Origin of the sequence: Microcoleus sp. FACHB-68 (genome assembly GCF_014695715.1) — a bacterium.
Lineage (GTDB): Bacteria > Cyanobacteriota > Cyanobacteriia > Cyanobacteriales > Oscillatoriaceae > FACHB-68.
This window is the reverse complement of the sequence record NZ_JACJOT010000009.1, coordinates 274,731-299,807: the sequence shown is the minus strand read 5'-3', so window position 1 is coordinate 299,807 and position 25,077 is coordinate 274,731. Positions and strand designations below refer to the sequence as shown.

General features: G+C 47.8%; 15 protein-coding genes. 7 read left to right on the top strand and 8 right to left on the bottom strand.

Going from position 1 to position 25,077, the window contains the following annotated elements; all coding sequences use genetic code 11:
* Positions 1-57: 57 nt before the first annotated feature.
* Positions 58-1,260, top strand: a complete 1,203-nt coding sequence (locus tag H6F73_RS16705; RefSeq protein WP_190760056.1) for an HhoA/HhoB/HtrA family serine endopeptidase — start codon at positions 58-60, stop codon at positions 1,258-1,260.
* Here H6F73_RS16705 and H6F73_RS16700 read toward each other — a convergent pair.
* Positions 1,253-1,474 (bottom strand): hypothetical protein, encoded by a 222-nt coding sequence (locus H6F73_RS16700; RefSeq protein WP_190759900.1) that lies wholly within the window; start codon positions 1,472-1,474, stop codon positions 1,253-1,255. The genes H6F73_RS16705 and H6F73_RS16700 overlap by 8 nt on opposite strands.
* A 280-nt stretch (positions 1,475-1,754) precedes the next feature.
* Between H6F73_RS16700 and H6F73_RS16695 the strand changes: the two genes are divergently transcribed.
* Positions 1,755-7,088, top strand: a complete 5,334-nt coding sequence (locus H6F73_RS16695) for an ATP-binding sensor histidine kinase (RefSeq protein ID WP_190759899.1) — start codon at positions 1,755-1,757, stop codon at positions 7,086-7,088.
* Between the two features lie 26 nt (positions 7,089-7,114).
* Complete coding sequence (locus H6F73_RS16690; protein ID WP_190759898.1) at positions 7,115-8,647, top strand: ATP-binding protein; 1,533 nt, start codon at positions 7,115-7,117, stop codon at positions 8,645-8,647.
* A 149-nt stretch (positions 8,648-8,796) separates the two neighbouring features.
* Here H6F73_RS16690 and H6F73_RS16685 read toward each other — a convergent pair whose 3' ends face one another.
* From H6F73_RS16685 to rpsT, 6 genes are all read right to left on the bottom strand, one after another.
* The gene (locus H6F73_RS16685) at positions 8,797-12,855 is read right to left on the bottom strand and encodes a DNA-directed RNA polymerase subunit beta' (protein ID WP_190759897.1); all 4,059 of its coding nucleotides are present in this window, start codon (positions 12,853-12,855) and stop codon (positions 8,797-8,799) included.
* A gap of 136 nt (positions 12,856-12,991) precedes the next feature.
* Positions 12,992-14,860, bottom strand: coding sequence for a DNA-directed RNA polymerase subunit gamma (locus tag H6F73_RS16680; protein WP_190759896.1), 1,869 nt, complete (start codon positions 14,858-14,860; stop codon positions 12,992-12,994).
* 213 nt (positions 14,861-15,073) lie between these two features.
* On the bottom strand, positions 15,074-15,472 hold the full coding sequence (locus H6F73_RS16675; RefSeq protein ID WP_190759895.1) for a hypothetical protein: 399 nt from the start codon (positions 15,470-15,472) through the stop codon (positions 15,074-15,076).
* Between the two features lie 152 nt (positions 15,473-15,624).
* Entirely contained in the window at positions 15,625-18,978 is a 3,354-nt protein-coding gene (rpoB, locus tag H6F73_RS16670; protein ID WP_190759894.1) for a DNA-directed RNA polymerase subunit beta, read from the bottom strand.
* 528 nt (positions 18,979-19,506) lie between these two features.
* Positions 19,507-20,304 (bottom strand): TatD family hydrolase, encoded by a 798-nt coding sequence (locus tag H6F73_RS16665; RefSeq protein ID WP_190760055.1) that lies wholly within the window; start codon positions 20,302-20,304, stop codon positions 19,507-19,509.
* 111 nt (positions 20,305-20,415) lie between these two features.
* Positions 20,416-20,745, bottom strand: coding sequence for a 30S ribosomal protein S20 (gene rpsT / locus H6F73_RS16660; RefSeq protein WP_190759893.1), 330 nt, complete (start codon positions 20,743-20,745; stop codon positions 20,416-20,418).
* 366 nt (positions 20,746-21,111) lie between these two features.
* On the opposite strand from rpsT, the gene hisD reads away from it, so the two are divergent.
* The 3 genes from hisD to H6F73_RS16645 all read left to right on the top strand — a co-directional run bounded on the left by hisD (position 21,112) and on the right by H6F73_RS16645 (position 23,709).
* On the top strand, positions 21,112-22,458 hold the full coding sequence (gene hisD / locus H6F73_RS16655) for a histidinol dehydrogenase (protein WP_190759892.1): 1,347 nt from the start codon (positions 21,112-21,114) through the stop codon (positions 22,456-22,458).
* Positions 22,459-22,916: 458 nt separating this feature from the next.
* On the top strand, positions 22,917-23,336 hold the full coding sequence (locus tag H6F73_RS16650) for a universal stress protein (RefSeq protein WP_190759891.1): 420 nt from the start codon (positions 22,917-22,919) through the stop codon (positions 23,334-23,336).
* A 67-nt stretch (positions 23,337-23,403) separates the two neighbouring features.
* Positions 23,404-23,709, top strand: coding sequence for a DUF4090 family protein (locus tag H6F73_RS16645; protein ID WP_190673408.1), 306 nt, complete (start codon positions 23,404-23,406; stop codon positions 23,707-23,709).
* Positions 23,710-23,766: 57 nt separating this feature from the next.
* Here the strand turns inward: H6F73_RS16645 and H6F73_RS16640 are convergent, their stop codons facing one another.
* Positions 23,767-23,973: a hypothetical protein gene (locus H6F73_RS16640; RefSeq protein WP_190759890.1), complete on the bottom strand. Its 207-nt coding sequence runs from the start codon at positions 23,971-23,973 to the stop codon at positions 23,767-23,769.
* A gap of 322 nt (positions 23,974-24,295) precedes the next feature.
* Here H6F73_RS16640 and H6F73_RS16635 point away from each other — a divergent pair, with 322 nt between their 5' ends.
* On the top strand, positions 24,296-24,979 hold the full coding sequence (locus tag H6F73_RS16635) for a hypothetical protein (protein ID WP_190759889.1): 684 nt from the start codon (positions 24,296-24,298) through the stop codon (positions 24,977-24,979).
* Positions 24,980-25,077: the final 98 nt, after the last annotated feature.

Genomic DNA, 25,077 nt, shown 5'->3' with positions numbered 1-25,077 from the left:
GATGAAAAAATTATCACGAAAATTTGCAACAAATTTAGGCCGATGGCAATTAAGACTATGGGATTTTTCAAGTTTTTTCGCGCTTTGGGGCACACCCTCAGCCCAGTGGTGGCCCTCTTGTTAGGAGCCATTTTAACCGTGAGTACGCTACAAGTGCTGCCATCTGTGGCGGCACCGGCTCCCTTGCAGGGATCACCCGTCGCCCTTCAGGGTTCAAACGCTCCTGCAACCAAGGGTGGTAGCTTTGTTACCGCCGCAGTTAATTTGGTGGGTCCTGCTGTGGTGAGAATCGATACAGAACGCACCGTCACCCGTAACGTCGATCCCTTGTTTGATGATCCCTTCTTCCGCCGGTTTTTTGGCGACGACTTAGCGCAACAACTGCCCCGCGAACAGCATCTGCGTGGACAGGGATCGGGCTTCATCATTGATAGTAGTGGCGTGATTTTGACGAATGCCCATGTGGTTGACAATGCCGATAAAGTAACCGTAACACTCAAGGATGGGCGCACCTTAGAAGGGCAAGTGCGCGGTACCGATGAAGTCACGGATTTGGCAGTGGTTAAAGTCAATGGAGGCAATTTGCCGGTTGCCCCCTTGGGAGATTCTACTCAGGTGCAGGTGGGAGATTGGGCGATCGCACTCGGCAACCCCTTGGGATTGGATAACACCGTCACCTTGGGAATTGTCAGCACCCTGAAACGCTCTAGCGCTCAGGCCGGCATTCCGGATAAGCGCCTGGACTTCATTCAAACCGATGCTGCGATTAACCCCGGAAACTCTGGTGGGCCACTTCTCAACGAGCGAGGAGAAGTTATTGGGATTAATACCGCCATTCGTGCCGGTGCCAATGGAATTGGCTTTGCCATTCCTATTGATAAAGCCAAAACAGTTTCCGCCCAATTGGTAAAAGGTGAAAAAGTCGCCCATCCTTATGTGGGCGTTCAAATGGTGACGCTAACCCCACAAATTGCCAGAGAAAATAATCAGGCTCCAAATTCTCCATTCACTGTGCCAGAAATTAATGGCGTTTTAGTGATGGGAGTGCTGCCAAATACGCCGGCTGCGGCTGCCGATATTCGCATCGGGGATGTAATTACTGAGGTTAATAACCAAACGGTCTCTAGTGCAGAAGAGTTGCAGAATATTGTTGAAAATAGCAAGGTGGGCCAGCAATTGCAGTTTGAAGTGCGGCGTGGCAACCAAACCCTGCCCCCCTTAGCGGTGCGGACAGCACAACTGGAAAGCAATGCTAGATAATTGCCGGTTTCCCATCCCTAAAGTTATGAAATGCTTCTGACTTTTCGCCTTTGGTAGAAAATCTCTTGTTAATAACTGAGCGATTTTCAATTCGAGGCAATACATCTTTTGGGGCGCAAAGTTGGGGCGCAATGCTTAGATCCCTGACTTGGCGTCCCAACATCAGGCATAAATGCGACCCAGAAGCGCTATAACCCATAAAATTTGAATTCATTGGAGAAAGCTTCTTAACAACAAGAGGCATTTTTTTATCATAAATCAGTGGTAGCTTCCTTGACATCCTGGAATTTTTCTCTAGAACCTGTACTTACACTTAGTCTTCATTAAAAATTATTACAACTAATTTTAACGAAATGTTAACTATAGGTAAATTTATCTTAACAATAATAAATTTTGATAAAAAAGTAGAGTAATCTAATGATTGGAATAAATTGTTTTAGTGGTAACAATCTCAGATAAAAATTCAGTATTAATACTGAAGGAAGACTTGAACAATGATTAATTTAGCCGGCTACGAAATTCTTAATACTGTTCATGAGAGTAATAATTCTTTGGTTTATCGGGGCTTGAGAAAGTTAGACAATCAACCGATTATTCTTAAGTTTCTCAAGCAAGATTATCCAACACCGGCTTCCCTAGTCAGATATAAACAAGAATACGAAATTACCTGCAACCTCAACGTAGACAGCGTTCCGAAAGCCTACAGCTTAGAAAAATATCAAAACACTTTAGTAATCGTTTTCGAGGATTGCAATGGAGAATCTTTGAAAAAATGGATAGACCATAAAAACCTTCCTTTAAAGATTTTTTTATCGACAGCCATTGAAATAACCAAAGCATTAGGTAAAATTCATCAACATAATATTATCCATAAAGACATTAATCCCAGCAATATTATTATTAACCCAGTTATCGGTCTGATTCAAATTATAGATTTTGGCATCTCTACGGTCTTAACCCGCGAGAATCCAACTATTAAAAACCCCAATGTTTTGGAAGGCACCCTGGCCTATATCTCACCGGAACAAACCGGCAGAATGAACCGCGAAATCGATTACCGCACAGACTTTTACTCATTAGGAGTCACTTTTTACGAACTACTGACTGGACAACTGCCCTTCGATTGCAGCGATCCAATGGAATTAATCCACTGTCACATTGCTAAACAAGCAGTACCGCCCCATGAAATTAACCGCACAATTCCCCTAGCGGTTTCTCATATTGTGATGAAGCTGTTAGCTAAAACGGCAGAAGCAAGATATCAAAGTGCCTGGGGAATCATTGCTGACTTAGAAGAATGCTTACAGCAATTACAAACTGAGGGAAGAATTGCAGAGTTTGAGATCGCCAAAAAAGATATTACAGATAAGTTTCATATTCCGCAAAAACTCTATGGAAGGGAGCAAGAAGTTGAAGCTTTATTAGTCGCCTTTGATCGCGTTAGCAATGGCACAACAGAAATGATGTTAGTGTCAGGTTACTCTGGCATAGGCAAATCCGCTTTAGTACAAGAAGTTTATAAACCAATTACTAAAGCAAAGGGTTATTTCATTGCCGGCAAATTCGACCAATTTCAACGCAATATTCCTTATGCGGCTGTTGTCAAAGCATTCAAGTCACTCGTCAAGCAACTCCTCACAGAAAATGAAACCCAACTCAATGCCTGGAAAGAAAAGCTTCTAGCTGCTTTTGGAGCAAACGGTAAAATCATTATCGATGTTATTCCCGAAGTAGAACTCATCGTTGGCAAGCAGCCATCTGTACAAGAATTAGGAGCGACAGAATCACAAAACCGTTTTAACTTAGTTTTTCAAAAATTTATTCGCGTGTTTTGCTCTGTTGAGCATCCCTTAGTCATTTTTCTAGACGATTTGCAATGGGCTGACTCCGCCACTCTAAAACTGCTCCAAGTCATGATGACAGATGAGGAAACAAAATATCTATTTCTAATGGGTGCTTATCGAGATAACGAAGTTAACCCCGCTCATCCGTTAACCATGACTCTGGATGAACTGCAAAAGCAAGGTGCAAAGATCGACCAAATTATCTTAACTCCCTTGCACCTTCAGCAAATCGGTAACTTGATTGCGGATACCGTACACAAAGACAGAGACTCAGTGATGCCCTTAGCCGAGTTAGTCGTCAGTAAAACCCAAGGTAATCCTTTTTTTGTTAATCAATTTCTTAAAACGCTTTATCAAGAAAATCTTCTTAATTTCAATTTTGCAAAAAGAACCTGGGAATGGAACCTTTCAGAAATTGAAGCATTAGATATTACCGATAATGTCGTCGAATTGATGATCGGCAAATTGAGAAAAATGCCAAAAGCAACTCAACAAGTTTTACGCTTAGCCGCTTGCGTTGGCAATAGTTTTGATTTAAATACTCTCGCAATTATTAATGAAAAGTCTCCGGGTCAAACTTTTGAAGAGCTATTGCCGGCAATCCAAGATGGATTAATTCTTGCAACTTCTGAATTGGGTGTAACAGAAGAAGAGATCATTGATTCACAACTTGTAATTACAACTTATAAGTTTTTGCATGACCGGGTGCAGCAGTCGGGTTATGCTTTGATTGATTCAAACCTACAAACAGCCGTTCACCTCAAAATAGGCCGGTTATTATTAGCAAATATTTCTCCAGATCGACAAGCAGAAAGAATTTTTGAAATCGTTGATCATTTAAATTCCGGGCGGAAGTTAATTGCTGATGATCGAGAAAAAGTTGAGCTGACTCTTTTAAATGTAACTGCCGCGAGGAAAGCCAAAGATGCAACGGCTTATGCCGCTGCCAGAAACTACTTAAGAACCGGGCTGGAAATTTTACCGGGCAATATTTGGCAGGACTACTACGAACTGGCTTTTACCTTGCACAAGGAACTGGCCGATGTGGAGTATTTAAACGGAAATTTTGCAGATTCTAAGATTTTAATCGAAGTTGCTTTGGCTCAGTCCAAATCAAATCTAGAAAAAGCCGAAGTTTACAACATTCTGATCGTACAGTACACCTTACTGACTAAATATGAAGAAGCAATTCAAACGGGGTTACAAGCACTTCGTTTGCTAGAAATAGACTTAGCTGAAGACAACTTAGCAGGGGCGGTAAATGCCGAACTTGCTGAAGCTAAGGCTAATTTAGAAAGTAGAGAAATTTCTTCATTAATTAATGCCGAAAAGATGAAAGATCCGTCAAAAAAGATGGCCTTGAAGCTATTAGGCAACATGGGTCCATTGACATTTTTTTCGTCTCAAGAACTATGGAAACTGACTGTGATCAAAGCCATTAACATTTCTCTAAAATATGGATTTGTAGCGGGAGGGTCTTACTGCTACTCATGTTATGGAATTATTCTGAATTCAATTTTAGGAGATTACCACTCGGCTTATGAGTTTGGCCGGCTCGCTCTCACCCTCAGCGAAAATTCAAATAACCTGTCGCAAAACTGCCAAGATAGCGTTATCTTTGCCAATTACTTAAACTGCTGGATTAAACCAATCAAAACGACTGCCGAGATTAATAACGAAGGGTATAAAATTGGCTTGCAATCTGGCAATTTGCAATGGACGGGCTACAACAGAATGTTTCAAACCATTACTTATTTCTTCCAAGGAATAAATTTAAACAGCTTATTGGAAGATATTTCTAACTCGCTTCATTTCTGTCATCAAACCCAAAATTTGTGGTCAATTGATATCATTAATGCCAATAAATTAGCCATTTTAAATTTGATGGATTTACAAGATGAAGTTAGTGAAGAACAGTATTTAGAAAATTTTAACAACCGGAAGAGCATGGCCGCTCTCTGCGAGTTTTATGTTTTAAAAGCGCAGATTTTTTATCTTGATGAACAGTACATTGAGGCAAAGCAAGCCTCTGAGCAAGCGTCGGAAATCATTGATTATCTAATGGGGCACATTTCAAGCGCTCACCATAATTTTTATCGTTCGCTTATCTTAACAGCTCTCTTTTCAGCCGGCTCTGAATCGGAGCAAAAAGATTACTTAAAGCAACTAGAAGCAAATCAGAAACAAATGAAAACTTGGGCAGATAACTGCCCAGAAAATTTTGCACACAAATTTTGGCTGGTGGCGGCAGAGATCGCCCGAATTTCAGGCCAAGATTTAGAAGCAATGGATATGTATGATCGGGCGATTGCTTCAGCTAGAGAACACAATTTTACTCAGAATGAAGCCCTGGGGGCAGAACTCGCAGCTAAATTCTGGTTAGTGAAAGGCAAAGAGGAGTTTGCCCAACTCTACCTCACCAAGGCTCACTATGGGTATCAACTTTGGGGGGCTAAACGCAAAGTAGAGAATTTAGAAAAGAAATATCCCCAATTAATCATGAGGACTTCAAACCAAAGTGCGAATAAAACAAAAGTTACTCAAACAACTGCTCAGCCTACGACCACTACTACTAACTTAGAAGCTACACTAGATTTGACAACAGTAATGAAAGCAGCACAAGCAATTTCAGGTGAAATTGTTTTGAGCAAGTTGCTAACACGGTTGATGAAAATTGCCATCGAAAATGCTGGAGCTGAAAAAGGCTTTTTGATTTTGCAAAAAGCTGGAAGCTGGGTTATCGAGGCGGAAGGTTCGGTTAAAGAAGAGGAGGTAAGTGTGCTGCGATCACTTCCTCTCAATGCAACAGCGGCTTCTGGGAACACTTCTAAACTTGTCGGTGCGATCGCCAACTATGTCATCCGTACCCAGGAAAACGTTGTTTTAAATAACGCGACTCAAGAGGGACAATTTACTCGCGATCCTTATGTGGTTGCGACTCAACCGAAATCAATTCTCTGCACGCCTCTACTGCACCAAGGCAAGCTCACCGGCATTCTTTACCTAGAGAATAACCTGACAGAAGGGGCTTTCACCACCAATAGGTTAGAGTTGTTAAAACTCTTATCTGCCCAAATTGCAATTTCCATTGAAAATGCCCAACTGTACAAAAACTTACAGGAGTTTAATCAAAACTTAGAGCAATTAGTTGGCGATCGCACTCAAGAATTATCGGATGCCCTAGATAACTTAAAAGCGGCTCAAAGTAAACTGGTGGAAGCGGAAAAAATGGCCTCGCTAGGAGGATTAGTCGCCGGCGTTGCCCATGAAATTAATACACCTGTTGGCGTAGGAGTCACCGTTGCTTCAGCTTTGGCAGAACATACCACAGAATTCTGTTCTATTTATAAGAGCGGCAAAATGAAGCGCTCTGAGCTAGAAGAATTCTTGGATATAGCGATCCAAAGTAGCAACACCCTGCTGATTAATTTACAGCGGGCGGCGGCATTGATTCAAAGTTTCAAACAGGTGGCAGTCGATCAGTCAAGCGAAGAACGGCGAATTTTTCATGTCAAAGATTATCTAGATGAAATTTTGTTGCAATTAAAGCCAAAATTGCGACATACCAAACATCTGATAGAGGTTTTAGGTGACACTAATATTAGTCTAGATTCTTATCCAGGTGCGTTTTCGCAAATCGTGACTAACTTGCTGATCAACTCTTTGACTCATGCGTATAAAGGAGATAGTGAGGGCAAAATTCAGATTCATTTTCAGCAAGAAGACGAGCACTTAATCCTAAAATACTCTGACGATGGTCAAGGGATTCCTGCTGAAAATTTAAGCAAAGTTTATGAGCCATTCTTTACAACTAAACGCTCTCAAGGAGGGAGCGGATTGGGATTACATCTTGTTTACAATTTAGTGACACAAAAACTTAAAGGTGAAATTGAGTGTCAAAGTGAGGTGGGTAAAGGCACGCAATTTGTGATTAAGTTGCCCATGCAGATAGATCCAAAAGAAGCGTTTGGTTACTCAAAGTGAGCATTGAATTTTAAGGGAGAAAAGCAATGGCAAACGTAACTGGCAATTTTATAATTAAACAATCTCCTGATCAAGATTTATTAACTTTTGAAGACGAATCAAATTATGAATTATTTTTTGCAGATGAAGAGGAGGAAAAACAACCAAAAGAAAGTTGGAAAGTTTTAATTATAGATGATGAAATTCAAGTTCACACGGCTACGACCATTGCATTGAAAAAGTTTGCTTTTGAAAGCAAGCATTTGAATTTTATTAGTGCTTACTCCGCTCGGGAAGCTAAACAATTACTTCAAGAACATCCGGATGTTGCCATTATTCTGCTTGATGTCATTATGGAAACTGATGATGCGGGCTTAGAGTTGGTTCAATATATCCGGGAAGTCCTTAATAATCAATTAGTGCGAATTATTTTACGCACAGGTCAACCGGGACAAGTACCTGAAAAAAACATAATTATTAACTATGATATCAACGACTATAAAACCAAGACTGAATTAACGACATCAAAGCTATATACGACCGTGTTGACTGCGTTAAGAAGTTTTTCTTTGAGTCAAAAGTTACAGTCTGAAATAGAGCGACGTGAGCAAGTAGAAATAGCACTGCGAAGCAGCCAGGAAAAAGAACGCGAAAAAACGATTGCCTTAGAGCATTCTTTAAAAGAGCTGCAAGAAGCGCAACTTCAGCTTGTGCAAAGTGAAAAAATGTCTAGTTTGGGTCAACTCATTGCCGGTGTAGCGCATGAAATTAACAATCCGTTGAACTTTATTTACGGCAATCTCGCCCACGCCAATGATTATAGTAAGGAACTCATCCATCTGTTGAATCTCTACCACCGGCATTATCCGCAACCCGAACCAGAAATTCTCCATGAGATGGAAGATGCAGACTTGCCATTTGTTATAGATGATTTACCTAAACTGCTTTCTTCTATGCAGTTAGGGATCGAACGGATCTGCAATATTGTGCAGTCTCTGCGAAATTTTTCGCGCTTGGATGAAACTGAAAGCAAGACGGTCGATATCCACGAAGGTATTAATAGCACCTTGATGATATTGCAACACCGGCTTAAAGCTAAGTCAGATCGTCCGGCTATTAACGTCATCAAAGACTATGGTGCCTTGCCGCTGGTGTCTTGTTATGCCGGCCAGCTTAATCAGGTGTTTATGAACTTGATCGCCAATGCTATAGATGCCTTAGAAGAACGGGTAAACCAAGAGAAGAATCAAATTTTTCAACCCCTGATTTTGATTCGCACTGAAGTCATCTCGCATAATTTGTCTGACGGGATAGCTGCCGGCTCACGCATTCGCATCACAATTGCTGATAATGGCATTGGCATGACTGAGGAAGTTCGCGCTAAACTTTTTACCCCCTTCTTTACAACCAAGCCGATTGGAAAAGGGACAGGCATGGGGTTGTCAATTAGCCGAAAAATTTTGTTAGAAAAACATGGCGCTCAATTGCATTGTATTTCTACGCCAGAGCAGGGAACCCAGTTTATTATTGAGATGCAGATAAGTTTTAAACCAACGGATCTTGCAAGCGCCATTCTCTAGCGAACTTACCTGGCGCAATTCATCCCTTTACTATACAACTGTAAATAAAAAAAAGTGAACAGTAAAGAAGGTTAATCTTTGCCTCTTTACTGTTCACTTTTTAAATGAAAAAGCGAAGAGCAATTTCTTGCCCTTCACCCTTGACTTATTTAAAAGTCGTCGTCGTCGTCGTCATCGTCTTCTTCTTCCTCATCATCTATCAAGACATCATCTTCGAGGATGGGAGAGAAAGCGTCAGCGCCGGCCAAGTCAAAGCCGATACCGGCAGCACGAGGGGGACGTTCAGGCAATTCCTCAGTCCGGTCGCCAAAGATGCCATTACTGCTAAAGGTACGGGCGCTGCGGTCATCGAGAACGACATCCTTAAGATCGTCATCCTCATCCAGAACACCGGCAGAGTCATAACCCATATCCATATCGGCTTGACTGTTCATCAAGTCCTCGTAGGCATTGAAGCCGGTGCCGGCAGGAATCAGACGCCCGATGATCACGTTTTCCTTGAGTCCACGCAACCAGTCAGACTTACCTTCAATCGCCGCTTCTGTAAGCACCCGTGTGGTTTCTTGGAAAGAAGCCGCCGAGATAAAGCTATCCGTATTCAGCGATGCCTTCGTAATCCCCAGCAACACCGGCGTGTACTGAGCCGGTGCACCGCCGGTGATGGACATTGCCTCATTCACCTGCTCAACCTGACGCAACTCCACCAGTTCACCGGGCAGCATCGTTGTATCGCCGCCGTCATCCATCCGAACCTTAGAAGTCATCTGACGAACGATCACCTCAATGTGCTTGTCAGAAATATCAATCCCTTGAGATTGATATACAGACTGCACCTCATTCACCAAAAATGTCTGGCAGGCTTGGAAACTACTCAACGCCGCATCATACGCGCCCATCGTTTCCCGGTTGATATTAAAGAAAACCTCCAGAATTTCATGGGGATTTGAAGGCCCATCTGAAAGTGGTTCGCCGGCTTTGACTTCCTGGCCATCAGACACCATCACATTCTGTCCCGGACCCATCACGTACTCTGTAATCACCCCATCGGACTCAATGACCTTGACTTCAACCGAGTCATCGTCACCATACTCAACCTGAGCTGTCCCCGGTCGTTTAGCCAGAACACAAGCTTCCTTGGGCTTCCGGGCTTCCAGCAGTTCCTCAATCCGGGGCAAACCTTGGATAATGTCCCCCGTCTTTGTACGCTCAAACACCAGCAGCACCAACAAGTCACCCCGTTGCACCAAACTGCCATCCTCAACGTGCAGCACTGCACCCGAAGAAACGCGATAGGGGCGGGCGATCCGCATCACGACTTTGCTGGTTGGTTTTTGCAGCTTGGATTCGGCATCTCCCTCTGCCGGTGAAGATTGATCTTTGATGATCGACAGCACTTGGCCAGACTCTTCAAGTCCGACTCCGGGCGCGATCTCATCCTTACCGGCAACGAGCAAAGTGCCGACTTTAACAGTGGGTGAGAGTTCTGGGACTTCTAGGGTGAGCAAATCAGCATCCCGCACCACCAGAATCCGGCGAATTGCTTCCGCACCCTCGCGAATCCCGCGAACCAAACCAGCTTCTTTACACTGAATTTCAGTTCGGGCTACAACGGCACCCGGGGCAATGCGCTGGCCATCTTCCACCAAGAGCCGAGTGTGGGTACTGCCTTGCAGGGCGTCTGCCGCCATATCCCGGCGAATGATCAGCGATTCTAAAATCACCAATTGCAGCCGCATCACAGACGGGTCATTCGCATCTGGCACCAGCTCAATATCGGCTGCCAGTTGAGGGGCGTCTTTGCCAATTTCCAGCACAAGCTGGGTTCGCAGCAACTCCAAACCTTCAACGGATTTAACCCGCTCCCCATCCTTATAAGGCAGACGCTGTACGGCACGCAACTCAATTGCGGAACCGTCTTGGTCTTTGCGCGATTCTTGGGAAGGAACAGCCGGCTCATCGGGCACGTGGAACTCAGTCACCGGACGCAGCAGGAGGGCTGGGCCTTCTGGGGTTTCCACATACTCGATGTAGCGTAACTCTGGCACCGTCAGACCTTTTATAACTTCTTGGCCTGGATTCGCCAAAGTGGCATCGGCACTGAGCACTTCTTCCGGATCATCTACCATGTGGAGTTCACCGGGCTTGACGACAATTTCCCGCAGGATATCGTTTTTCTGGGTAACTTCCACGACCCCGTTGTTTTGGCAGAAGATATCTTTGACAACTTCTGTGCCGGCTTCTACATACTGGCCATCTTCAACCAGCAGCAAAGAAATGTCTTTGTTCACTTCATGACATTCTTCGGGAATCCACAACAGGGTGCCGCCTTTAACGACTTCGTAACCTTGCTTGGCTTTACCACGCTTGGCCACTTCCACGCCGGCATATTTGATGATCCCGCCGGTTTGGGTGTGATAGCGACCGTCCATCAACTCAGCGACCACTTGATTATTTTGCACCTTTGTGCCTGGGGTGGCTTTCAGCGAAAACTGCTGGTTATTGGTGGTTTCAATAACATAGTGTTCCCGGCCCTGATAGCTTTCCTCCCGGACAGTGGCCCGGTCGAGCAGGACAGAAGCGGTGATAATTTCCACTTCGCGCGGATGTTCGCCGGAAGTGTCTTCCCCACCCAAGCGCACAACGCCGCCGTGTTCGCTAATCAGTTTGGTTTCTGCCAAAACGCTCCCTGGCTGAATCCGGTCGCCGTTTTTGACGATGGGTTCGGCCCCTGGTGGCAAGTTGTAAACTTCGCCGGCCAGAATCCAGATTAAGCCGCCGCGCTGGGCGATGCGGGTGGTGTTGCCCTGCCGATCTGTTTTTTCTTCGGGCACCAGGTCGGCAAACAGCGCTTCGCCGGCCAAGTCGGAAGCCACGTCTTTGGTAGCTTTTTCCGTGGTTTTGCGGGCGGTACGACCGGCAATCGGCACTTCGGCGATAATCGCGTCAGGTTTGACCTGGCCGCCATCTTGCACCAACAGGGTGGAACCTTGGGTGATGGCAAAAACTTCGCGCCGTCCATCTCGCTCTACGGCTAATTCGGCGTTAGCACTTTCTACAACCAGTGCTTCTTCCCCGTGGCGGGTACGGAAGGGCCGAGTTCGTAGTTGGCCAATATAGCGAATCGTGCCTTCAAAGGGTGCGCGAACTTGACGGGCGATTTCGCCGGTGAAGACGCCCCCGGTGTGGAAGGTACGCATCGTTAGCTGAGTCCCCGGTTCGCCGATGGACTGGGCGGCGATGATCCCCACGGCTTCACCCATGTCTACTAAGTGAGCGTGGGCAAGGCTCCAGCCGTAGCAATGCTGGCAGCAACTGCGGGTGGCTTCGCAGGTAAGGGGAGAGCGGACGAACACCTCTTCTACTTTGGCATCGCCAATTTCTTGGGCGAGTTCTTCCGATATCGGTTGGTTACGGGTGACAATAATTTTGCCGGTTTTGGGGTGGGGCGCATCTAATGCTAATACGCGACCGAGCAAGCGGTTTTTCAGCGGGATCAACACCCGATCCCCATCGGTCATTGCCCGTACTGGAATTCCTCGGTTAGTGCCGCAGTCAATTTCCCGCACGATCACGTCTTGGGATACGTCTACGAGCCGGCGGGTGAGATAGCCAGAGTCGGCTGTTCTCAGGGCGGTATCAACTAAGCCCTTACGTGCGCCGTAAGAGGAAATAATATATTCGGTTACGGTTAAGCCTTCGCGGAAGTTGGTTTTGATGGGCAAGTCGATAATTTCCCCTTGAGGATCTGCCATCAGTCCCCGCATTCCCACCAACTGCCGGACTTGGGAAATATTCCCCCGCGCTCCACTGAAGGCCATCATGTAGACGCTGTTCAGGGGATCGGCGGCTTTGAAGTGACGCACGACTTCGTCTTTGAGTTCTTCGCTGGTGCCGTTCCAGGTGTCGATAACTTTCTGGAAGCGCTCGACTTCGGTGATTTCTCCACGCGTGTAGCGGGCTTCTGTATCACGAATTTCGTCTTCGGCTTTTGCGAGCAGCTGACGTTTGCCGGGGGGAATTTTGAGGTCGTCTACCGAGATGGAGACGCCGGCTTTTGTAGCGTAGCGGAATCCCAAATCTTTAAGAAGGTCGGCGACTTGGGCTGTCCGCGCTGTCCCGTAGTTGGTGAAGGCCCAGGCAATGAGTTTTTTTAAGACACCTTTGTCAACAACTCGATTGCGAAAAACCATTGACTTTTGATCTGCCATGTTTTTTTGTCCTGTGTCCTTTGTCCGGTCGTTTTTTGCCCTTGGTTGTTGATGCTTTGTCACTTATCTTTTGTCTTTTGTTTTGGGTTTTTACCGGCTGACAATTAACAATTGATAAGTGACAAATGACAAATGACTATTTGAGCGCTTCTTGAATCGTCTTGTTTAAGATGATTCGTCCTGGGGTTGTTTTGATGTATTGGCTGACGATGTTGCCGGTTGCGTCTTCCCGAGTTCGACGGTATTTATAGAGTTTCGTTACGATACCGTCTGGGGATTTTTCGACCTTGGGGCTGTTATCCGGCTCATCTGTTTCTACGGTTCCATCAAAGCGCACCCAAATATAGGCGTGGAGGTCGATTTGTTTTTGTTCGTAGGCGATGATCGCGTCGTCTAAGTTCGCAAAGTAGCGACCGGCTCCTTTTTGCTGATCGTGGCTTTCGGCGGTTAGGTAGTAGCAGCCTAACACCATGTCTTGGCTGGGCGTCACGATGGGCCGTCCGGTTGCCGGTGACATGATATTGTTGGATGCCAGCATCAGTAACCGTGCTTCTGCCTGAGATTCTAAGGATAAGGGGACGTGAACGGCCATTTGGTCACCGTCAAAGTCGGCGTTGAAGGCGGGACAAACGAGGGGATGCAACTGGATGGCGCGTCCTTCCACCAAGATCGGTTCAAAGGCTTGAATCCCTAGCCGGTGCAAGGTGGGTGCCCGGTTTAGCATGACTGGGTGCCCTTCGATGACTTCTTCTAGCACGTCCCATACGCTGGGATCGTTGCGCTGGATGAGTTTTTTGGCGGCTTTAATGTTGTTGACCAGTCCCTGACGAATCAGCCGGTGAATTACGAAGGGTTGGAATAGCTCGATGGCCATTTCACGCGGTAAGCCGCACTGGTGGATTTTGAGTTTTGGCCCGACGACGATAACGGAACGTCCGGAGTAGTCAACGCGCTTACCTAACAAGTTTTGGCGGAACCGGCCTTGTTTACCTTCAATGATGTCTGAGAGGGATTTAAGGGGCCGGTTGTTAGCTCCTACGACTGTCCGTCCCCGGCGTCCATTGTCGATGAGGGCGTCAACGGCTTCTTGCAGCATCCGTTTTTCGTTACGGATGATGATTTCTGGCGCGAGGATTTCTTGCAGTCGGGCCAGCCGGTTGTTGCGGTTGATGACACGCCGGTAGAGGTCGTTAAGGTCAGAGGTGGCAAAACGTCCACCATCAAGCTGCACCATCGGGCGCAGATCCGGCGGAATTACTGGAATTACGGACAGCACCATCCAATCGGGTTGGGAGCCGGTGGCGATAAAGTTGTCAATCACGCGCAGGCGCTTGATCAGTTTGGCTCGTTTTTGGCCTTTGGCGTTGGCAATTTCTTCGCGCAGTTGTTCCGCTTCTTTTTCCAGCTCAATGTCTTGCAGCAGGCGTTGCAGTGCTTCCGCGCCAATCCCGACTTCGATGTTGGCGAGTTGAGAATCTTCGCTGTAAAGCTGATCCTCAATTTCCATCCACTGATCTTCTGTCAGTAGCTGTTTGTATTGGAGGTTGTCGGCGTTGCCGGGGGAGAGAACGACGTAGGCGTTGAAGTAGACGATTTGTTCGACATCCCGCAGGGGCATATCCAAAAGGATGGCCATGTAGCTGGGGATGCCTTTGAGATACCAAACGTGGGCGACGGGTGCGGCTAACTTGATATAGCCCATGCGATGCCGGCGCACTCTTGATTCGGTAACTTCTACGCCACATCTCTCACAAACAATACCTCTGTGACGAACCCGTTTGTATTTCCCGCAATGGCATTCCCAATCTTTTGCCGGCCCGAAAATTCGCTCGCAAAATAAGCCATCCATTTCAGGCTTTAATGTCCTGTAATTGATGGTCTCTGGCTTCGTCACTTCGCCCACGACTTGACCATTCGGTAGGGTTCTTTCGCCCCACTGCCGAATTCTTTCTGGGGACGCTAAGCCAATTTTGACGTAGTCAAATCTTTGTTCAAGCTTTGCCATTTATCTTTATCTCCCTTCAATGTGCTTCCAAGTTTTACCAGGTATCATCAGTCTCGCTTCAGTTATCAGCTTTCTTAGCTGGTTGCTAACAAAAGGGGGGCTGACGGTATTCTTAATAAAGTTAAACTTCTTTATAGGTGACTCCGTTTTTAATGTCGTAAATGACACTTCTAGACACTCCAAAATCGCGAGCAATATCGGGAATGCAGCCATTCATTCGGCGACTCCGCACAGCTTGAACCTGTTGGAATATTTGAGATCAATTTCTCGAAGTTGGCCAATACTCAATTTGCTGCTACCGGCAATAATTTGACTGCGAGAGGTTTTGCGGTCTCGCTGGATCATTTGCCGGCTATTTTCAGCGGCGGTTCCCGGTACTAAATGGTCTAGGTTAATACAGCTTTGGTTATCCCAAGCGTGGCAAGCTAAATAACCCGATTCTAAGAATCCTGGGATTTTAGATTCGAGAACTAATCGGTGAACGAATACCGATTTGCCATTAATCCATTTGCGCCCGTAACCGTTTCTCAGCTTATTACCTTGCCATTCTATACAACCGGCTGCCGTCATTAAACCTGCAAGTCCGGGGGGAACTGTAACAAAATGAGACATGATCAACGTGAGATTGAAACAGATGACGTTGGTTTGAATCTCGCGGTGTTAATCGCACCGGCGAGATAATTCATTGTCTCATTGGTTAGCGCTTCTTCTGTCAGCAGTCAGCCGTCAAAAACAACGGACTGCTGACAGATGGCTGCTGACAACTATTCGTCTGCTTCGTCAAACGCTTCCCGTGAAACTGACTCGTAAGTCGGTCTTGAAGGGGCGCGGCGGGTGGACACATCCGCCATCAGATCGACTTCCACATCGCGTGAGGTGCCGTCTTCCTTGGTTTCCACCTTGTGGACTGCAATATCCAAGCACAGCGATTGCAACTCGCGCATCAGCACTTTGAAAGATTCTGGCGTTCCCGGACGGGGGATAGCCTTGCCTTTAACGATCGCATTGAGCGCTTCGTTCCGACCTTGCATATCGTCTGACTTCACCGTCAGCAATTCTTGCAAGGTGTAGGCTGCGCCAAACGCCTCCAGTGCCCACACTTCCATTTCTCCAAAACGCTGGCCGCCTTGCTGCGCCTTGCCACCAAGAGGCTGTTGCGTCACCAGAGAATAAGGGCCGGTGGAACGGGCGTGGATCTTGTCATCCACCAAGTGAACCAGCTTCAGCATATAGGCTTTGCCCACCGTGATCGGCCTGTCAAAGGGTTCGCCGGTGCGTCCGTCCATGACGGTAATCTTACCGGCATTGTCCGGGTTAAATAACCAATCTTTGCCGGTTTTCTCACGCGCTTGCTGCAACTTGTAATGCACGGTTTCCCGCGATTTTTCCGATCCGTGCATTTCATCAAACGGCACGATTTTAAACCGCGCGTTCAAATTTTCGCCGGCCCAACCGAGCAGGCACTCGAAAATCTGGCCCACGTTCATCCGTGACGGCACACCCAGGGGGTTGAGGACGATATCAACCGGCCTGCCATCGGGCAGATACGGCATATCCTCTGCCGGCAGAATTCGGGAAATAATCCCCTTATTGCCGTGCCGGCCTGCCATCTTGTCGCCCACTTGAATCTTCCGTTTTTGGGCCACATATACGCGCACCACCATATTTGCGCCGGGAGGCAGCTCATCGCCTTGTTCGCGGGTGAACACCCGTACATCAACGACGCGGCCTTTTTCTCCATTGGGCACTCGCAGGGAATTGTCGCGCACGTCGCGAGCTTTTTCCCCGAAAATCGCCCGCAGCAGTTTCTCTTCAGGCGGTTGGTCAGATTCACCCTTCGGCGTCACCTTACCCACCAGAATATCGCCCGACTCGACCCACGCCCCGATCCGGATGATGCCGCCCTCATCTAGTTGGCGCAGTGCATCTTCCCCAACGTTGGGAATTTCCCGCGTGATTTCCTCTGGACCGAGTTTGGTTTGCCGTGCCTCAATTTCATATTTTTCAATGTGAATTGAGGTGTAGACATCGTCGATGACGAGGCGTTCGCTAATCAGGATCGCGTCTTCATAGTTGTAGCCTTCCCAAGGCATATAAGCCACTAGGATGTTTTGGCCCAGGGCGATTTCTCCGCCTTCCGTTGCCGAACCATCTGCTAGCACTTGGCCGGCAACGACCTCATCGCCTTCAAACACCAGCGGGCGCTGATTGAGACAGGTATCCTGGTTGGAACGCTGGTACTTCTGAAGCTGGTATTCAAGTTCTTTCGGCTCAGGGGAGGGCCGGCTTGTCGCCCCGTCTGACTGATTGCTGTGCCCGTTCGCTGGCGTTGGTTTCACCCGGATGCGCTCTGCATCCACATAGGTGACTACTCCATCCGTGCGCGACACGATCACCATCCCGGAGTCCCGCGCTGCTTGCGCTTCCAGGCCGGTTCCCACTAGGGGCCGCTCTGGTTGCAGCAAAGGCACCGCTTGCCGCTGCATATTAGAACCCATCAGGGCGCGGTTAGCATCGTCATGTTCCAAGAAAGGAATCAGGGAGGTCGCCACTGAGATAATCTGCACCGGCGACACGGCGACGTAGTCTACTTGGTCGGGTGTGGTGGTGGTAAAGTCTTGCCGGTAGCGCACTGGCACCGTTTCACCCTGGATGTAGCCATTTTCATCGACCGTAATATCCCCCGGTGCGACTCTGAGGTCATCTTCCTCATCTGCCGTCATGAACTGGGGAGGCCGATCTCGCAACACCCGGCCATTTTCGACTGGGTAGAAGGGCGTGGCGATAAACCCGTAGGCGTTCACCCGTGCGTGAGTGGCTAAGGAGCCGATTAAACCGGCATTCGGGCCTTCAGGCGTTTCGATAGGGCAGATGCGCCCGTAGTGGGAGGGGTGAATGTCGCGCACCGCAAAGCCGGCGCGTTCCCGTGTCAGACCGCCTGGGCCAAGGGCGGATAGCCGGCGCTTGTGGGTCAGTTCTGCCAGGGGATTGGTTTGATCCATGAACTGGGACAACTGGGACGACCCGAAGAATTCTTTGATCGCCGCGACTAGGGGTTTGGGGTTGACAAGGGAAGCTGGGGTGAGGGCGTCGGCGTCTGATACGGTCATCCGTTCCCGGATAATGCGTTCGAGCCGGTTTAATCCAACCCGCACTTGGTTTTGCAGCAACTCACCCACACTGCGGACGCGCCGGTTGCCCAAGTGATCGATGTCGTCTGTTTGGCCGATGTCGAATTCTAAGTTAATCAGGTAGTCAACCGCCGCCAAAATGTCTTGGGGGGTGAGCACCCGCATGGTATCTGGCACGTTGAGCCGCAGCTTTTTGTTGAGCTTGTACCGGCCCACGCGACCGAGGTCATAGCGTTTGGGATCAAAGAAGCGAGAGTCGAGCAACTGCTGGCCCCCTGAAACGGTGGGAGGTTCACCCGGACGCAGTTTGCGGTAAAGCTCCATCAGGGCTTCTTCTTCGCTGAACTGCCCTTCTTTTTCGATGGTTTTTTGGAAGTATTCCGGGTGGCGCAGGGCGTCGTAGATTTCGTTGTCGCTGAGTCCCAAAGCTTTTAGCAGCACTTGGGCGCTCAGTTTGCGGGTTTTGTCAATCCGCACCCAAACGAGGTCGTTTTTGTCGGTTTCAAATTTCAGCCACGCGCCCCGGTTGGGTATGAGGCTGGCGTTGTAGGTACGGCGTCCGTTTTTGTCGGTGTCGGATTTGTAGTAGACTCCGGGAGAGCGGACGATCTGGTTAACGATGACGCGTTCGGCACCGTTGATGATGAAGGTGCCTCGGTCTGTCATCAGGGGCAGGTCGCCGATGAAGACTTCTTGTTCTTTGATTTCGCCGGTTTCTTTGTTGATCAGGCGGGTGGGCACATACATCTGAACGGCGTAGGTGCTGTCCCTGCGTTTGGCTTCGTCAACGTCGTATTTAGGGCGCTTGAGTTTGTAGTCTTTGCCCAGGAAATGCAGTTCTAGCTTGCCGGTGTAGTCTGTGATTGGCGAGAAGCTGTTGAGTTCTTCAATAAGTCCCTCTTCCAGAAACCAGCGAAAGCTAGAGCGCTGGATTTCTACGAGGTCTGGCAGGATAAAGGCTGGTGCGGTGGGAGTCTGAGTAGTCATGCGTCTCCTAGGATCGGGTTAGCGAGATCGCGAACCCCGTAATTTACATTATTTACACAATTATGTCAACTAACTCCCAGATGGGAGTCCGAGTTGAAAAGTGCCTAATAGCAGATTCCAGACGCGCCCTAGTGCGTCTAGACAGAGATGGTTTTGGCAGGGATTTCTGGGATTTTTCAATCTCTGGAGGCTGATTATTTGGCTTTAACGACGTTTATTAGAAAGCTTCAAGGTGAAAAGTCGAACCAGGATAAATCAATCGCACAAGCCGAAATAGATGTGCTTGGCACTTTTGTATAGGGTTGACTCGCTGCCTCCCCCTGACTCACTTTTCACGCTTTATGATGTGGGGGAGTTCGACGTTTCCAAGTATTGACCGTGCAGACTGAGCGTACCAATTTATTCATTCCATTTCTCCCTCCTATACATTATGGCGCAAGCTTGCGGCATTGGTGGGGCAAAATAACCGATCTACGTCTGTTGCAACAGAGAAAGGATACGGGACTTTTCCGCCCGACGTTTTGCCTTTTATGCCGGCACCGGCAATGCTACTGAAAGCCCAAATAAATTGCACGCATTCTCAGTGGTTTGTGCCGCTAGGGTTTCTAGGGAAACATTCCTGATTTGGGCAACTTGTTCGGCGACATAGCGCACGTAAGCCGGTTCGTTGCGTTTGCCCCGTTTGGGAACTGGGGCGAGGAACGGGCAATCGGTTTCAATTAACAGGCGATCGCCCGGAACCATCGCAGCGGATGCGTGGATTTGAGTGGCATTTTTAAAGGTGACAATGCCGCTAAAACTGATATAGAAGCCCAAATCGAGAAACCATTGGGTTTCTTCAGGGGTTCCGCCCCAGCAGTGCATCACTCCACGTACCGAACCTTGACGATCTGTGAAATCTTGCAGCAACTTCGCCATCGCTTCTGCCGCGTCCCGACAGTGAATAATCACCGGCAACTGCAACTGCTGGGCGATGGTTAGCTGCGCCTCAAACGCGGTTTGTTGCAGATCGTGATTGTCTGCTTTATAAAAGTCTAAGCCGGTTTCCCCAATGGCCACGACTCTGGGATCGGAACTTGCCAACTCCAGAATTTCGGTTTGGGTTGCCGGCGTCCACTTATGGGCGTCGAGGGGATGAAGGCCAACGGCAAAGGCCAGTTCCGGGAAACGGTTGGCCAGTTCTTGAATGCCGGCAAACTCAGCCGGCTCGACACAGGAATGGATCAGGCGGACAACGCCTGCCTCCCGCCACCGTCCAGCTGCGGCCTCCAGATCGGGTTGAAAGAGGTCAAAGTTGATATGGACGTGGGTATCGATCAACTGCATGAGCGAAAAGACGAAATGGGGAAAAAGACAAAATTGAGAAGCGAGAGACCGGGGAAGAATTCTCACTTCCCGCGTCTCACTTCTCACTTTCAGCAATGATTTTGGGGTAGCCTAGGAGGCTTGGGCTGCCTCTGTCGAGGTGCCGGCAGACTGGCTTTGCGTGTGTTGCTTGAGTATTCTCGCCAAGCGGGATTTTTTCCGCGCCCCATTATTGGGATGCAAAACACCTTTTTTCACCGCTTTGTCAATTTTGCTGTAAGTATCTGCCATGCGAGTTTGCACTTGTTGCATCAACTCTGGAGTCGGATTGGCAGCGTACTCATCCACAGATGCAAAATACTTCTTGATCAGCGTTTTGACCGCTGATGTGTACGATTTGTTGCGTAGCCGATTGCGTTCGGCAATTTTGACGCGTTTAACGGCAGACTTAATATTGGCCACAGTCGATCCTGAAACAGCTCTATTAGTGCACGAACATTTTAACTCTGGACAAACTACTATAACATCAACTCGGACAAGATCGCGCACCAGGCGGAAAATCCGAGTTAAGCTTATAGAAACAACGAGCAAAGGTTCGTCTGGGATCGGAAGGACACTTAGCCGGCATCAGTTATGTTTGGCCCTCAACTTCGGGCGGGGGTCAGTAAGGGCGGTAAGCTTCACTAACTTATTGGGACGCAAACCACCCCTACAGCGGTCTTTGGGCAAACAACTGACCGCCGAACATCTGGCAGCTAGCTGAAAGTTCATTCACGATGTTAGACCAATCGTTCTCACGGGTAAGTCCTAGATTGGCATTCCTACTCCATGCTGCGAATCATTACTCAGCGGGCTGAGGCAGAGGCTGAACTGCGGCGGATCTGCGATCGCACCCATGACGACGCTGTCGTTCATAAAGAGGCAACGGTTCGGGAGGTGCTCCAAGCCGTGAAGCGCCAAGGCGATCGAGCTATCCTGCATTACACAGAAGAATTTGATGGGCAAACGCTCAATGCCGAGCAGCTGCGTGTCAGCGGCTCAGAATTAGATGCAGCCTATCAACAAGTCTCTAAAGAGTTATTACAAGCAATACGGTTAGCCGCAAGACAGATCGAAGCGTTTCACCGGCAGCGCGTCCCTAAATCTTGGGTGAAGTTTGGCGACGATGAAATCGTCCTCGGCAAGCGATATACGCCCGTCGATAAAGCTGGGCTTTATATTCCTGGGGGCAGGGCCGCCTACCCCAGTACGGTGTTGATGAATGCCATCCCAGCAAAAGTGGCCGGTGTGCCGCGCATTATTATGTGTACGCCACCAGGTTCAGAGAAAACGATCAACTCAGCGGTGCTAGTCGCGGCCCAGGAAGCCGGCGTCCACGAAATTTATCGGGTGGGCGGCGCTCAGGCAATTGCTGCCTTGGCTTATGGCACCGAAACTATTCCGAATGTAGATGTGATCACCGGCCCTGGTAACATCTACGTGACTTTGGCCAAAAAGCTGGTTTACGGCACCGTGGGAATTGACTCCTTAGCTGGGCCATCAGAAGTGCTGGTCATTGCTGATGGGGCGGCAAATCCGGTACACGTCGCGGCAGACTTATTGGCCCAAGCAGAACATGACCCAATGGCGGCGGCGATCTTACTGACAACCGATTCTCAACTGGCAAGGCAAGTTGTGGCGGAAGTCGAGCGACAACTGGCAGAACACCCTCGTCGCACCCTGACGGAAAAAGCGATCGCCCATTACGGCTTGGTGGTGATTGTGGAGTCGCTAACCGTGGCGGCAGAACTCTCTAACGAGTTTGCTCCCGAACACTTAGAGCTAGAAGTTGCTGATCCTTGGGCACTGCTAGAATCAATTCGCCATGCTGGGGCGATTTTCTTGGGTAATTCCACGCCGGAAGCGGTGGGAGATTATCTGGCCGGCCCTAACCATACATTGCCGACCTCCGGGACGGCGCGTTATGCCTCAGCGCTGGGGGTGGAAACGTTTATGAAACATTCCAGCCTGATTCAGTATTCACCGGCAGCCTTGCAAAAGGTAGCGAGTGCGATCCAGCTATTAGCCACTGCTGAAGGGCTTCCCTCTCACGCCGACTCGGTGCGACTGAGAACCCAAAACAAGGATGGAACCTGGGAGTTAGGGGACGGGGATCGGACGCAGGATGAAGAATGAAGCATGACGAGTAGGATGGGAAATTAGAGGGGAAAAGCAATCAGCACTTTTTCTCCTCACATCTTGCACCCCTCTCACTAACTGTCAGGGATTCCAATCTTTGGCGAATAGCGAAAGTCCTCCTTAAAAGGACTCAATCCTTCAGGGATCGGAAATTTAGCCGATTACAATTGGCTTTTGCGATGAGAGGGGCTGAGTGAGAAGGGTGCAAGATGTCTGGTTTCTTTTCTCACTTTGATTGTTAAAATCTCACATGGGTGAGAAAATGCGGGGAGATGTTGGATCTGCCGGCGCAAAAAATTTAACACCAAAATGCCGCTAAACTGATTGTGGTAACAAGTGTCTCAATATCCTCTACTCAGATGAACGAGCAAAGCTAACATGGCTGCGCTGGATCTGAAACGAGGTTTGGGTAAAATTTAGGCTGCAATCATTTCACTTTTCAGGAGATTTGAGCAGTGCTCAAGACAATTTTGGTGGCCCTTGATAGTTCAGACTTATCAGAGGAAGTTATTCAGACGCTACGCGAACTCCAACTCCAGCCGGCAACCAAAATCATCCTCAGCAATGTGATACCTCCGCGAAGTCCTGATCTGGAAATAGAGGCAGATCGGCCAGGACTTGTCGAGGAACCCTACCGACAAATTGAAAAACAGCTGCAAGCGTACCAAGCTGATTTACCTTGTCAGAGTGAATTGGAAATTGTTACCGGCGATCCAGCCGAAGAAATTATCCGTTTGGCAAATATTTACCAAGCCGACCTGATTGTACTCGGTAGCCGGGGGTTAACCGGCATGAATCGGATTTTGCAAGGATCAGTCAGCAGCCAGGTTGTTGCGGATGCACCCTGTTCGGTTCTCGTCGTCAAGCCGAGATAGCCGGCAGTTTTTAAAGGGGCAAGTAAACGGGTAATATGTATTTGCTTTTACCGTTTACCTTTTTGCTATGTCCCCCGAAACCAATCCAGAAACTCAAACAACCACCGGCGCTGATGCGATTGATGTAGCGATCGCAAAGGGAACTGATTTTGATGGATCTCCGATTCCTGCTGCCAAACTAGAACTGTATCACAAAGTCATGGGGCTGGAAGCCGGCCGGCAACGCAGTGGTGTGTCAAATACCATGCGTTCGAGAATTGTGCGGATTGGCGCAAAGCACATTTCTCAGGAAGAACTCAACAAAATGCTCGCCGATGCCGATTTCGCACCGCTTAAAGAGAAAGAAATCGCTTTTTATTACGGCGGCAAGTAGGAAAAATGATGGGGCCGGCATCTTTCTTGCCGGTTTCACAAAATTAATTCAACATAATTATAATTGCTCCCGCACCCAAGTTCGGAATGCTTTTACACTCGCGTTTCTTCCAGCCGTTTTACTTTGCTCAACATACTGGGGAATCACTGATTTTAACTGCGGGATTTCGGGGAAGTTAAAACTAATGTCAGATTCAATATATTTTCCCGCTTGCAATACATTGATTTGCAGCCGGCTTCCATTATATCGCCACAATTCAGGCACGCCCAAAGCTTCATAGTTATTTAAATGAGTGCGGGAAGTAATATCAATTTAAGGGATTGCTGGAAGCTAGTGTATCAGAGCGGGAAACAATGATCGCAATCGTAGACCTGGCTTCCATAATGTGTATTTTATAAGCAGTATGAAGCCTTGCTCCAAGATAACATAGGCATTTACTTGAGTGAGAAAACGCCTCAAGCTTCCGTCTCATCAGCTTTCCAGGTTGATTGTGTTCTTGATCGTTGAGTCAGGACAGTTACCTTTGGAGGATTTCAGGGAATTTTAAAAGAAAGCCCTCACTCAGCCTGCTAAGCACTAAAAAAATATGGAGCCACCACTCAATCGCTGGAATGAGTTTTGTAAGCAGTATTTTCAAAATAAATTTGCTGTACCGTTATTTAGTACAAATGGAAAAGTTGTTGATACAATAAATTATGGTAATGATAATCGCATTATACTGAAACGCTCTGACCAAATGCAAGCTCTGGTAATTGAAGAAGTTAGCAAAGTATTGACAGATTTCAAACAGGGGAAAAATGTATATGAAGGATTAATTTACATGATGTATTGGCTTGAGGAGCAGCAGGTTATTCCTTTGTATATAGGAAAATCTGAGAAGTATGGAAGGCAGGGTGACAATTTGTCTAGAAACATCCAAAATATTTCTAGAAACAAATGCTTTTTTTGTCGATGGGGAGATAATTATGCCTACCATATTGGTGATTTAAGTGCTGTAGTCTGTCCTAATCATTCAATTTTAAAGATGCATCCAAAATATAAAAATTGGGCAAATCGCTTATTTGAGTCTTATCCCACGCCCTATCCTACATTACGACGCGCCACATACTTCTGGATTCACGCTTGGGCAAGTGGCGCACTGGGAATCTTGCAAGAGTGTGGTTCCACTCCTTTGACAGCTTTGGAATATCATCTAATTTTTGTAGCTAACACTGTATTTCCTGACTCGTTGCTTAATCAGGAAGGTGTTAACCGAAAAGGAAAAGTGTAAGCCTGTATATATGTATGCATGGTTACAGGATAGCAAATACATAATAAATTTTTCTACAATACTGAAGTGAGTTATCAAATTACTAGAAAACAGATGAC

Excerpts from the sequence above, each read along its gene's own strand:
- H6F73_RS16705 (WP_190760056.1), top strand. The coding sequence starts at position 58 with ATGGGATTTTTCAAGTTTTTTCGCGCTTTGGGGCACACCCTCAGCCCA.
- H6F73_RS16700 (WP_190759900.1), bottom strand. The coding sequence starts at position 1,474 with ATGAATTCAAATTTTATGGGTTATAGCGCTTCTGGGTCGCATTTATGC.
- H6F73_RS16695 (WP_190759899.1), top strand. The coding sequence starts at position 1,755 with ATGATTAATTTAGCCGGCTACGAAATTCTTAATACTGTTCATGAGAGT.
- H6F73_RS16690 (WP_190759898.1), top strand. The coding sequence starts at position 7,115 with ATGGCAAACGTAACTGGCAATTTTATAATTAAACAATCTCCTGATCAA.
- H6F73_RS16685 (WP_190759897.1), bottom strand. The coding sequence starts at position 12,855 with ATGGCAGATCAAAAGTCAATGGTTTTTCGCAATCGAGTTGTTGACAAA.
- H6F73_RS16680 (WP_190759896.1), bottom strand. The coding sequence starts at position 14,860 with ATGGCAAAGCTTGAACAAAGATTTGACTACGTCAAAATTGGCTTAGCG.
- H6F73_RS16675 (WP_190759895.1), bottom strand. The coding sequence starts at position 15,472 with ATGTCTCATTTTGTTACAGTTCCCCCCGGACTTGCAGGTTTAATGACG.
- rpoB (WP_190759894.1), bottom strand. The coding sequence starts at position 18,978 with ATGACTACTCAGACTCCCACCGCACCAGCCTTTATCCTGCCAGACCTC.
- H6F73_RS16665 (WP_190760055.1), bottom strand. The coding sequence starts at position 20,304 with ATGCAGTTGATCGATACCCACGTCCATATCAACTTTGACCTCTTTCAA.
- hisD (WP_190759892.1), top strand. The coding sequence starts at position 21,112 with ATGCTGCGAATCATTACTCAGCGGGCTGAGGCAGAGGCTGAACTGCGG.
- H6F73_RS16645 (WP_190673408.1), top strand. The coding sequence starts at position 23,404 with ATGTCCCCCGAAACCAATCCAGAAACTCAAACAACCACCGGCGCTGAT.
- H6F73_RS16635 (WP_190759889.1), top strand. The coding sequence starts at position 24,296 with ATGGAGCCACCACTCAATCGCTGGAATGAGTTTTGTAAGCAGTATTTT.